This window comes from Flavobacterium muglaense (assembly GCF_014305155.1).
Classification (GTDB): Bacteria; Bacteroidota; Bacteroidia; order Flavobacteriales; family Flavobacteriaceae; genus Flavobacterium; species Flavobacterium muglaense.
This window is the reverse complement of record NZ_JACRUK010000024.1, coordinates 39,410-52,465: the sequence shown is the minus strand read 5'-3', so window position 1 is coordinate 52,465 and position 13,056 is coordinate 39,410. Positions and strand designations below refer to the sequence as shown.

Below are 13,056 nucleotides of genomic sequence, written 5' to 3'. Positions count from 1 at the left end.
TGAAAGTGATTATTTGGTGAAATTAAATCCAGTTATATGAAAATTGAGAATACTTTTTCAGCAAGCCCTAATTAGAGGTTTAATTTTTTGTATTGTAATGGGGAAGTATGTTTTAATTCCTTAAATTTCCGATTGAAATTAGAGATATTATTAAAGCCGCATAATTCGGCAATTTCTAAAACAGAAAGCTCATTATCATCAGCTAATAATTTAGAAGCTCGTTCAATACGTACCTCTATGAGAAACTGAAAAAACGACTTATTTGTTCGAACTTTAAAATAGCGGCAAAAAGCATTTTTAGTCATACTTGCAATTGATGAAATTTCGTCCAATGTGATGTTTTTATGAAAGTTAGCCATTACATGTTCAAACACATTTTGCATTCTATTGCTTTCGTTATCAGTAATTTTTTTTTCATATAAATAATGAGAGAGCGGCTCTTTCTCGTTGTTAGAAAGCCATTTTATAATGGTTAAAAACAAAATAAAACGCTCATAGTTATCAACTTTTTTTAATTTTTTAAATGATTTAGTAATTTTTTTTGGAGCATTACGTAATATGTAACCATTTTTGCTACTATTAATAAATGGCTGAATACTTTTAAAAGTGCTCAAAGTAAAAAAATCTTGTCCAAATGAATTCATTGTAAAGAATATCGTCTGCATTATTGAAGTTTCATTCTCACGTACATCACTTCTAAAAACATGGGGTAAATTACTACCAATTAGCAAAATGTCTCCTTTTTTATAATTTGAAATAGTATCCCCAGCAAAGATAGCACCTTCTCCTTTTTCTATAAAACTGATTTGGATATCCTCATGTTGATGTAGTTTGTCGTAAAACATGATTTCTATATCTTCTTGATATATAAGAGGTTCTTCTCCAGATTTAGGAATTTTAAAAGGAAAAATTTTCATGTTACTTTGATTAATTACATTACAAATGTATTCAAATTACCTTCAAAAGCGGTATTATATTAATCTGTTTTTTCAATATGTACAGTATATAGGGTAATATAGTATTAATTTTGGGTAATTTATTAGCTAGATAATTTCATTTATATAAATAATTTTGATCCGTAATTAAAATATTATATTATGAGTATTCAATGGAAAGGTGTAATGCCAGCAGTTACTACAAAATTTACTGCGGATGATAAGTTAGACTTCAATATGTTTGAGGTTAATATAAAAGCACAATTAGAAGCTGGTGTTGAAGGTATTATTTTAGGAGGGACATTAGGTGAGGCTAGTACATTATTAGAAGAAGAAAAAAGAGAGCTGGTTAAAGGTACGGTGAGTATGGTGAACGGACAAGTACCCATTATTATGAATATAGCTGAACAGACTACTCGCGGAGCAATTTTAGCTGCTAATAAAGCGGAACAAGATGGAGCAAAAGGTTTGATGATGTTGCCTCCAATGCGATACAATGCATCTGATTATGAAACTGTTGTTTACTTTTCAGAAGTAGCGAAAAATACTTCGCTTCCTATTATGATTTACAACAATCCCGTTGATTATAAAATTGAGGTTACACTGGATATGTTTGAAGAATTATTGAAATACGATACCATTCAAGCGGTAAAAGAATCTACAAGAGATATATCGAATGTGACTCGAATGATTAATCGTTTTGGGGATCGTTTGAAGATTTTGTCTGGTGTAGATACTTTAGCTTTAGAGAGTATATTAATGGGGTCAGACGGATGGGTTTCTGGTTTAGTAGATGCTTTTCCAGCTGAAACCGTAGCCATTTACAAATTAGCGAAAGCTGGAAGAATCGAGGAAGCACTAAAAATATACAGATGGTTTTTACCATTGTTAGAATTGGATATAAACGCCTTCTTGGTTCAAAATATCAAATTAGCAGAAGTTGCAACCGGAATTGGAACAGAGCATGTACGTGCGCCAAGATTACCACTTCGAGGTGCTGAAAGAGAAAGAGTTTTGTCAATCATTACGGAAGGTTTACGAACAAGACCAACATTGCCAGACTATAAAAATTTATAATTGTATACTCACAAGATTGCCTTTACAGTTTTTATTTAGAGTTGTAAAGTGTTCATCTTTAAAAACAATAAACATGATTACAGGAAAAAATTATATAGGAAGCCAACTAAAAGCTAGCGGATCAAAAACCTTTAAAACGTTCAACCCACAATTGAATGAGGAAAATCCGTGGGTTTTTACAGAAGCTACTCCGGATGAAATTGATGAAACAGTTGCTTTGGCGAACAATGCCTATAAAGTATATAAAAACTGTACAGGTACGGAAAAAGCAGCTTTTCTAAATGCCATAGCCGATGAAATAATGGCACTAGGTGACGAATTGTTAGCCGTATATTGTGCTGAGTCTGGTTTCCCAAAAGGTAGAGCCGAAGGAGAAAGAGGGCGCACGATTTTGCAATTACGCTCTTTTGCCGATATGGTAGCTGAAGGAAATTGGGTAGAAGCAACAATAGACACCGCTTTACCAGAAAGGCAGCCCATTCCTAAAATTGATTTGCGTAAAATGTTAGTTCCTTTTGGTCCCGTAGTAGTTTTTGGAGCTAGTAACTTTCCTTTTGCTTATTCCACAGCAGGAGGTGATACCGCATCGGCATTAGCGGCTGGTTGTCCAGTAATTGTAAAGAGTCACTCTATGCATGTTGGAACCGGGGAGATGGTAGCATCGGCAGTGATTAAAGCAGCACAAAAAACAAATATGCCAGAAGGGGTGTTTTCTAACCTGAATGGTGGTGGTGTAGTTGTAGGAGGTAGTCTTGTGAGACATCCCTTAGTAAAAGGAGTTGGTTTTACAGGAAGTATTAAAGGAGGGAGAGCCTTGTTTGATTTGGCTTCACAACGCCCAGAACCAATTCCTGTTTTTGCTGAAATGGGAAGTATCAATCCTGTAGTTTTATTGCCTCAGGCGATAGAACAAAAAAGTGCTTCTTGGGCAACTGCTTATGCGGGTTCCATCACTTTAGGAACTGGTCAGTTTTGTACTAATCCAGGATTGCTTTTAGGAATAAAGAGTGATGCTTTGAGTAGTTTTGTAACGCAATTATCTGAAGAGATTGAGAAAATTTCTCCGTCTTGTATGCTGCATCCTACGATTTTAAAAAATTTTACTAACGGCAAAAAGGAATTACAACAGCAGGATGGAGTTAGGACTGTTGCTGAAATTAAATCGGAAATAGCACCTAATTATGCTGCACAAACAGTGTTAGTTGTAAATGGGAAAACATTTTTAGAAAACACAAGGCTTCATCAAGAAGTATTTGGGCCTTTTTCACTCATTGTTGAATGTGAGAATGAAGCGGAACTTATTGCTATAATAGAAAAATTAGAAGGGCAATTAACAGGAACTATCATTGCAGAGGAAGCTGAAATCATAAATTATACTGGTGTGATAGCTGCTTTACAAAATAGAGTAGGACGATTGATTTTTAACGGCGTGCCAACGGGTGCCGAAGTGTGTCCTTCAATGTTGCACGGTGGACCGTATCCTGCTTCATCTGATTCTCGATTTACAGCAGTTGGAATTCATGCAGTAAAACGATGGGTACGACCAGTAAGTTATCAAAATTGGCCCAATGCATTATTACCAGCCGAATTGCAAGATGATAACCCATTAGGGATTTCAAGATTAGTAAATAACAAACAAACAATCTAATTCATCTATAAAGTATGTCAAAGAAAACTTTTTTTTGCGTAGATGCACACACTTGTGGGAATCCAGTAAGGGTTGTTGCTGGAGGTGGTCCTAACCTTGTTGGGGCCAACATGAGTGAGAAGAGACAACATTTTCTTGCTGAATTCGATTGGATACGTAAAGGATTAATGTTTGAGCCTCGTGGTCACGATATGATGAGCGGTAGTATCTTGTATCCGCCTAGTAATCCAGAGAATGATTTTGGGATTTTATTTATAGAAACATCAGGCTGTTTACCTATGTGTGGTCATGGAACTATTGGAACCATTACTATTGCTATCGAAGAAGGTTTGGTAACCCCAAAAATCCCAGGGAAAATAAAAATGGAAGCACCGGCAGGATTGGTGAATATTGAGTACCAACAAACGGGGCAAAAGGTTGATTGGGTACGTTTGACTAATGTGAAATCATATCTCGCTGCAGAAGGATTGACTATCGAATGTCCTGAGTTGGGCGAAATTACTTTTGATGTGGCTTATGGCGGAAATTATTATGCAATTGTAGATCCACAACAGAATTTTTCTGGGATTCAAGATTTTACGGCAAGTAAAATTATTCAATTCAGTCAAGAGGTACGAAAGTTGATCAACCAAAAATACCCGGATTATTTTATCCATCCTGAAAACGACACCATCCGAGATGTAACCCATATGTTGTGGACTGGTGAGCCATTAGATCCTACATCATCAGGACGAAATGCTGTTTTTTATGGAGACAAAGCGATTGATCGTTCGCCATGCGGAACAGGGACTTCTGCTAGAATGGCACAATTACATGCCAAAGGGAAATTAAAAATGGGTGAAGATTTTATTCACGAAAGCTATATCGGTAGCAAGTTTATTGGTCGAGTAGTCGAAGAAACAACAATTGGAGAAATACCTGCAATTGTGCCCAGTATTCAAGGTTGGGCAAAAGTATACGGTTACAACAATATCATAATTGATGAAATCGATGATCCTTATGCACATGGTTTTCAAGTTTTATAGATAACATAATAAATATATATAAATTCATTGATGAGTCTTAGTCCGACTTGTCAATGAATTTTCTAATTCAATTTCAATGAAAAGAGTAAGTATTGTTGGTGGAGGTATTATAGGATTGTGTTCGGCCTATTATCTTGCTAAAGAGGGATATGAAGTAACCGTTTTTGATCAATCGGCTATGGATGATGGCTGTTCTTATGGTAATGCAGGAATGATTGTTCCTTCTCACATCATTCCGTTAGCGCAACCTGGAATGATTGCCCAAGGGATGAAGTGGATGTTTGATAGCCAAAGTCCGTTTTATGTAAAACCGAGACTGAATTCTGACTTGATTAAATGGGGACTTCAATTTTATAAACATGCAAATGCAAACCATGTTGAAAAAGCAATGCCTGCTTTGCGTGATTTATCGCTATTGAGTAAAGAACTGTATCAAGATTTTGCCAAAGAAAACGATTCTTTTTTTTATGAAGAAAAAGGGCTACTGATGTTGTATAAAACGGATAAAGTTGCTGATGAAATGTTTCATGAAGCCAAAGAAGCAGAACGTTTAGGTTTAGAAGTTGATTATCTAACCAGAGCCGAAGTTGCTGGATTAGAAAAAGGTACAAAAACGGATGTCTTGGGCGGAATACATTATAAAAGTGATGCCCATTTGTATCCTCAAAAATTCATGAAATTCCTCAAAAAAGAATTACAACGGTTAAAAGTTGAAATTCATTTGAATACTACTGTTCAAGATTTCATTTTTGATAAAAATAGTATTGTAAAAATCGTTACTGATAAAGGTTCGTTTGCAACAGATGAGGTAGTTTTGGCTGCAGGAGCATGGAGCCCGACTTTGGCTAAAAAATTAAATATTTCAATTTCAATTTTGCCCGGTAAAGGTTATAGTTTTACTTTAAAAGATAAAGACCATAAACCTTCGATCCCGACTATTTTATGCGAAGGAAAAGTAGCGGTAACACCGATGAATAATGATATTCGTTTTGGAGGAACTATGGAAATAACCCATACTGGAGATACAAAAATAAACCAAAACAGATTGCAGGGAATCGTAAATAGCATTAACGAATTTTATCCCGAAATGGAAGTTGGAATGCCTAAAGTAGAAGAAACGTGGTTTGGATTTAGACCTTGTACGCCTTCTGGAATGCCAATAATCACTAGAGATAAAAAAGTAGTAAATTTGACCTTCGCAACAGGTCACGCTATGATGGGTCTAAGTCTTGCACCCGCAACAGGGAAAATTATTACCGAAATTATTTCAGGTAAAAAGATTTCTGTAGATACTAAAATGTTCCAATTATAAAATGATGAGATACGAGCCAATTCCAGTTTCTTTATTCGCAAATAACCGAAAACGTTTCATTGCAAAAATGAGCAGTAACAGTTTGGCGATTTTAACTTCAAATGATGTAATGCCTAATAACGCGGATGATGTTATGGGTTTTGCACAAAATAATGATTTGTTTTATTTAACAGGAATTGAACAGGACGAAACTATTTTGGTGCTTTATCCAGATGCTTTTAAAGAAGAAAATCGAGCTATTTTATTTGTAAAAGAAGTTAACGAACAAACTTTAATTTGGGAAGGTGATTTTTTGACCAAGGAGCAAGTTACAGCTATTTCTGGAATTAGAAATGTAAAATGGACACACGAATTCGAAAAGACAATTCAGCTTTTTGCCTTTGAATCAGATGCGATTTATTTAGGACATAATGAACACATCAAAAGAGTAACTTCGGAAATGAGTACACGACAAGATCGGATGATTCAATGGTGTAAAGAAAAATACCCCTTGCACCAGTACGAGCGCGTTGCAAAAATCACTCGGGATTTACGCCCCATAAAATCAGAGGAAGAAGTGGCTTTGATTCAGCAAGCAATTGCAATTAGTGTCAAAGGTTTTAAGGGATTATTAAATGCGGTAAAACCTAATAAAAAAGAATACGAATTAGAGGCGGAGTTGGCTTATGAATATATTAAAAATGGAGGAACACGTCATGCGTTCAAACCTATTATAGCTTCTGGCAAAAACGCCTGCGCACTGCATTATAATACAAATGATGCTGTTTGTAAAGTCGGGGAAATGATTTTGGTAGATTTTGGTGTTTGTTATGCTAATTACAATTCGGATACCACACGTTGTGTCCCGGTTAACGGAAAATTCAGTCCTCGCCAAAGAGAAGTCTATGAGTCCGTTTTACACTGTTTAAAAGAAGGTTCTAAATTATTAAAACCAGGCGTTTTATCGAAAGAGTACGAACTAAAAATGGCTAAATTAGTTGAGGAAGAATTGATTAAGTTAGGATTGATTACGCTGGAAGAAATTGCCAATCAAGACCCTGATAATTCGGCGTACAAAAAATATTTCATGCATGGAACGGCACACTATTTAGGGCTAGATGTTCATGATGTTGGTTTATACTCAAGACCTTTTGAAAAAGGAATGGTACTTACTTGTGAACCCGGAATTTATATTCGGGAAGAAGGAATAGGTTGCCGATTAGAGAATGATTACCTTTTGACAGAAAATGGGAACATCAATTTATCAGCAGCAATGCCAATTGAAATTGACGAAATAGAACAGCTAATTAATTCCAAATAACCAATTATGAAAAAACATTTTTTACTATTACTTCTTATTTGTTCGAGTGTTTTTGCTCAAAAAAACATTGATATTAACCGATTAAATTGGTTGCCTAATTCTCATTCGTTTTGGGTAAATGAGCAAGATAATATTGTTGTTTATGATATCGATAAATTAGATCAAAACAAGACAGTTCTTACCAAAGAGCAATTAAAAAATGCCGGTTTCGAAGGAAAAATCGAAAAATTGGTTTGGAATGAAAATAAGACAAAAGCACTGGTTTACACCAATTCCCAAAAAGTATGGAGAGCTAATACCAAAGGGGATTATTGGTTTTTTGATTTAAAAACTGGAAAGGGAAAACAACTAGGAATAACCTTAGAAAAATCCTCATTAATGTTTGCTAAATTTTCCAGTGATAATGAAAATGTGGCTTATGTTTCCCAACATAATATTTATCTTGAAAATCTAGACTCAGGAAAAATAACGCCTTTGACAAAAGACGGAACAGATAAGGTTATCAATGGTACTTTTGATTGGGTTTATGAGGAGGAGCTGGCTGCACGTGATGGATTTAGATGGAGTCCTGACGGAAAAAGTATTGCTTTTTGGCGCGTAGACGCTTCCGAAACAAAGTTCCATTTAATGATTAATAATACGGATTCTCTTTACCCTTTTACTGTTCCTGTTGAATATCCAAAAGCTGGAGAGAAGCCTTCTTCGGTTAAAATTGGAATTGTTGACATTAATTCATTAAAAACAAATTGGCTCAATATTCCGGGAGAACCTGATAATAATTATTTGGTTCGCATGGAATGGGTTGCCAACCAAGAGGTAATGGTGGTGCAACTCAATAGAAATCAAAATCAAGTTTCCATATACAATTGCAATACGCAATCCGGTAAAGCAAATCTAATTTATCAAGAGAAGTCAGATACTTGGATTGATGTTTTTGATATTTCTTCAGGGGAATATGATGGTTTTCCGTGTCATTTTGTCGATAACGGAAAGGCTTTTTTATGGAGTTCTGATGCCGATGGTTGGATGCATATTTATAAAATTAGCAGTGATGGGAAAAAGAAAGAATTAATTACAACAGAGAAATTCGATGCTTATTTTAAAGCATATAATGATCAAACGAAGTCAATTTATTACATCGCAAGTCCTAAAGATGCTACGCAACGTTATTTGTATGAGACGAATTTGAATTCTAAAAAAACGAAGCGTGTAACTCCAGAAGAATTTGAAGGAACTAATACGTATCAATTTTCTACAGATGGAGCTTACGCAAAACATACTAATTCGAACATCAATCGTAGTTTTAATACTCGTTTAGTTTCATTATCCAATCATAAAAAAATCCTACCTGAAGAAGCAGATTCTTTTTCGGTACCCAAGCGTAATTTTTCATTACAAAAATTTAAAGTCACGACTGTTGACGGTGTTGAAATGGATGGAATTATGGCAAAACCATTAGATTTTGATCCAACTAAAAAATACCCATTATTTTTTTATGTCTATGGAGAACCCATGTCATCTGTTGCCAATGATATGCCTTATTTTAATGGTTTTATCGATTTGTTGATTCCAAAGGGATATATTGGTATTGCAATGGATAACCGAGGAACTCCAGTCCTAAAAGGAACAAAATGGAGGAAATCGATTTATAAGAATATTGGAATCATTAATACTCGCGACCAAGCGATGGCTGCAAAAGAAATTTTGAAATGGAATTTTATTGATACCGATAGAGTTGCTGTCCACGGATGGAGCGGTGGAGGAGCAGTAACCTTAAATTTAATGTTTCAATACCCAGAAATATACAAAACGGGTGTAGCTATAGCGGCGGTTACAGACCAACATTTTTATGATAATATATATACCGAAAGATACATGGGATTGCCTGACGAAAATGAGGCTGCATACATTCAGGCTTCCCCTGTGACACATGCTAAAAACCTAACAGGAAATTTACTGTACATTCATGGAACAGGTGACGATAATGTGCATTATAAAAATGCCGAAGTATTGATAAATGAATTAATCAAATATGATAAAATGTTTGATTTGATGGTTTATCCAAATCGGTCGCACAGTATTTATGAAGGTGAAGGTACCAGAAAACATTTGATTGATACTTTCTTGAATTTTATTGAAATCAAATGCCCTTCAGGAGCTAGATAAAAATAAGTTTGTAAATGCTTTAATGTTTAGAGAGGGTTTCTGTAATAGAAATCCTCTTTTTTATTTGATAATATAGAATATATATATAGGCATACTTATTAAATAGAATACCAGTAAGAATTTAATATATGTGACAAAAAAACTATAGTAAAATAACGTCTACTCATGTTACGAAGGCTATTGGTGGATTAAATCTACATTTTTTTTAGAGCTAAACGCAGTAGTAGTGACAAGATACTTGTAATGAATTTTTTTTTAATAGCTATTTTTATTAATAACAATCTAAGTATTATGCGCTAATATAATCAAAGTTTTAGGTAATATAATACAATATATGTTGGTACTAAAAACGGATCTTTACATAACTAATTTTTAAAACCATATACATGAAATTTAAGTTTTTTAGAAAGAAAATTGCGATATTCTTGTTTTTACTTGTAGCGCAACTAACATTTGCTCAAGAAAGAGTAATTACTGGAATTGTTTCGGACAATGTAGGTATGCCTTTACCAGGTGTAAGTGTATTAGTTAAAGGAACTAAAACAGGAACGCAAACAGATTTTGACGGAAAGTATACCATAAAGGCAGCTTCAAGTCAAATACTTATTTTTAGCTACATTGGGATGAAGTCTCAAGAGTTAAAAGCGACATCTACATCTCAAAGTGTTAAGTTGCAAAGTTCAGCTTTGGAGCTTGACGGTGTAGTTGTGACAGCTTTAGGTATAAAAAGAGAAAAAAAATCTCTTGGATATGCCACACAAGAAGTAAAAGGAGATGACTTAACAAAAGTAAACTCTGGAAACGTTGCCAATTCAATCTCTGGTAAAGTAGCGGGTGTAGAAATACGCAGAAATGGTAATATGGGAGGATCTACTAACGTAGTAATTCGTGGTCCAAAATCTATTACTGAAAATACTCAGGCTCTTTGGGTAGTAGATGGTATTCCATTAAATAATGACAACTCAAATTCTGCTGGACAAAAAACAGGAAGAGGTGGTTTTGATTATGGAAATGCCGCTTCCGATATTAATCCAGATGATATTGAAACAATCAACGTGCTAAAAGGAGCCGCAGCATCTGCTCTATATGGATCAAGAGCGGGTAACGGTGTAATTATTGTTACAACAAAAAAAGGAAAAAAAGGAAAAGGACTCGGTGTTACAATAAGTTCAGGTATCACAACGGGTACTGTAGATAAAGCTACACTTCCTGAATACCAAAACCAATATGGTGGTGGTGATTTTCAAGGTTTTGGAGGAAATATAGATTTAGGGGAAGGTTCTTACCCAACAATATTGAGCGAAGATGCTTCATGGGGACTTCCATTTGATCAAAACAAGTTGGTTTACAACTGGAACTCGTACTATCCTTCGTTATCAACTTACGGAAAACCAACTGCATGGGTAGCTGGAAAAAACACTCCTAATTCCTTTTTTAAGCCTAGTACTACATACAATAACAGTTTAGCCATAACTGGGAGTAATGAAAATGGAAATTTCAGATTTGGTTATACTAAATTTGATCAAACGGGTATAATGCCGAATAGTAGCTTAAAGAAAGACAATTTCAACTTTTCAGCTAGCTATAAAGTTAACAGTAAAACAGAAATTACTGCTACATCAAATTACATTAAAACAGATGGTTTAGGTTTAAACTTCACTGGTTACAATGGGAATATCTTAACCAGTTTTAGACAATGGTGGCACACTGATGTTGACATTAAAGAACAAGAACAAGCGTACTTGTCAACTGGAAGGAACATTACATGGAACCCAAGGTCTTCGTCAAACACAGAACCATTATACTGGGATAACCCTTATTTTTCACGTTACAAAAACTTTAATAATTTTAACAGAGATCGTTTCTATGGGAATTTTTCACTAAACTCAGAAATTACGAATTGGTTATCTGTAACAGGTAAAGGAGCAGTAGATAATTATGCAGAAATTCAGGAAGAAAGAGTAGCAGTTGGATCTAATCAAAATTCAGCTACCGCTAGATATACAAGATTTGACAAATCATTTAGAGAAATAAATCTTGACTTAATACTTAATTTTAAGGCGAATATTGGTTCTGATTTGAAGTTCAGAGGATTAATCGGTGGTAACTCTAGAAGAAATCAAACACGAGCAATCTTTTCTTCTACTAGTGGAGGTCTTTTAATCCCAGAATTGTATGCACTTTCAAACTCTATCAGTAATATTGAAAACCCTACTGAAATTGCACAAAAAACAGGTGTAAATAGTGTCTATGCAAGTGCGTCATTTGATTATAAAGACACCTACTTTTTAGAAGGTACTTATAGAACTGATGAGTCTTCAACATTGCCTGCAAACAACAGTAAGTTCTCCTATCCTTCTATTACAGGAACTTATATATTTAGTAAGCATGTAAATGCTTCTTGGTTAGACTTTGGTAAACTTAGACTTAACTATGCAGAGACAGGGAATGATGCTAGATTTGGAGTAATAAAATCAGTTTATAGTAAAAATACTAACTTCGGTGGCAACCCTTTGTTTTCAAATGAAGACATATTGAAAAACGCGAACTTAAAAAGCGAAAGAATTATTGGCCAGGAAGCTGGATTAGAATTACAATTCCTGAAAAAACGTATTGGTCTCGAGGTTTCTGTATATAAATCTACAACAAAGGACTTGATTATGGATGTTACCACTGGTGCTGATTTTGGGTATACTGGTACTACTGTAAATGCAGGTGAACTTGAAAATAAAGGAATTGAAGTAAGTCTTAACCTTGTTCCTTTGAAGACTGAAAACTTCTCATGGACAACTAGAATAAACTGGAATAAGAATACTAGTTTAGTAAAATCGCTAGCTGTAGGCTTACCACAAGTAGTAATAGGAACATTCAATACAGGTACTAGCTTGACAGCAATTCCAGGACAGCCGCTTGGAGTAATCAAGGGAACAGGTTACAAATACCTAAATGGAGAAAGAGTAGTATTGCCAAACGGTAATTACGACAAAGTTTCTAATTCAATTATCGGTAATGTTTCTCCAGACTGGACAGGAGGAATCAATAATATTTTCAATTATAAAAATATAACTTTTAGTTTCTTAATTGATATTAAAAAAGGTGGAGATGTATTCTCACTTGATCAGTCTTACGGACAAAATTCTGGACTATATGCCAATACTGTAGGAACAAATGAATTAGGATTCCCTATCCGTAATACACTTGCAAATAATGGAGGACAAATTCTCCCAGGTGTGCAAGCAGATGGTAGTAAAAACACAGTTAGAGCAGAAGTAACGACGGCGGTAGGGGAATCAAACCTTGGCTACAGATCATTCCCTGCACAAGCTTTTGTATATGATGCTTCATATGTAAAATTGAGAGAGGTTTCTTTGAGCTATGTTTTACCATCTAAATTTTTAGTTGGTACTTTTATAAACAATGTAACTTTTGCAGCAAATGGGAGTAATTTATGGATAATCAGCAAAAAATTACCATATGCAGATCCTGAAGCTGGTTTCTCTTCTGGAAATTTTCAAGGTTTCCAAACAGGTGTTATGCCTACAACTAGAGAAATTAGTTTTAATGTAAAAGTTCAATTCTAAAAAAAAAAAGAA

The 13,056-nt window shown here is 34.8% G+C and carries 8 protein-coding genes; 7 read left to right on the top strand and 1 reads right to left on the bottom strand.

Annotated features, from left to right (window positions below; translation table 11 throughout):
* Positions 1–71: 71 nt before the first annotated feature.
* On the bottom strand, positions 72–917 hold the full coding sequence (locus H8R24_RS10865) for an AraC family transcriptional regulator (RefSeq protein WP_187018899.1): 846 nt from the start codon (positions 915–917) through the stop codon (positions 72–74).
* Between the two features lie 180 nt (positions 918–1,097).
* Between H8R24_RS10865 and H8R24_RS10860 the strand changes: the two genes are divergently transcribed.
* The 7 genes from H8R24_RS10860 to H8R24_RS10830 all read left to right on the top strand — a co-directional run bounded on the left by H8R24_RS10860 (position 1,098) and on the right by H8R24_RS10830 (position 13,044).
* Positions 1,098–2,012 (top strand): dihydrodipicolinate synthase family protein, encoded by a 915-nt coding sequence (locus H8R24_RS10860; RefSeq protein WP_187018898.1) that lies wholly within the window; start codon positions 1,098–1,100, stop codon positions 2,010–2,012.
* A gap of 73 nt (positions 2,013–2,085) precedes the next feature.
* Positions 2,086–3,660 carry an aldehyde dehydrogenase (NADP(+)) gene (locus H8R24_RS10855; RefSeq protein ID WP_187018896.1) on the top strand — a complete coding sequence of 525 codons (1,575 nt, stop codon included), beginning with the start codon at positions 2,086–2,088 and terminating at the stop codon, positions 3,658–3,660.
* A gap of 14 nt (positions 3,661–3,674) precedes the next feature.
* Positions 3,675–4,685, top strand: coding sequence for a 4-hydroxyproline epimerase (locus H8R24_RS10850; RefSeq protein ID WP_187018894.1), 1,011 nt, complete (start codon positions 3,675–3,677; stop codon positions 4,683–4,685).
* Positions 4,686–4,761: 76 nt separating this feature from the next.
* Positions 4,762–5,997, top strand: coding sequence for an NAD(P)/FAD-dependent oxidoreductase (locus H8R24_RS10845; protein WP_187018892.1), 1,236 nt, complete (start codon positions 4,762–4,764; stop codon positions 5,995–5,997).
* A 1-nt stretch (position 5,998) separates the two neighbouring features.
* Positions 5,999–7,297, top strand: coding sequence for an aminopeptidase P family protein (locus tag H8R24_RS10840; RefSeq protein ID WP_225876809.1), 1,299 nt, complete (start codon positions 5,999–6,001; stop codon positions 7,295–7,297).
* A gap of 6 nt (positions 7,298–7,303) precedes the next feature.
* Positions 7,304–9,463, top strand: coding sequence for a S9 family peptidase (locus H8R24_RS10835; protein ID WP_187018890.1), 2,160 nt, complete (start codon positions 7,304–7,306; stop codon positions 9,461–9,463).
* Positions 9,464–9,849: 386 nt separating this feature from the next.
* On the top strand, positions 9,850–13,044 hold the full coding sequence (locus tag H8R24_RS10830; protein WP_187018888.1) for a SusC/RagA family TonB-linked outer membrane protein: 3,195 nt from the start codon (positions 9,850–9,852) through the stop codon (positions 13,042–13,044).
* Positions 13,045–13,056: the final 12 nt, after the last annotated feature.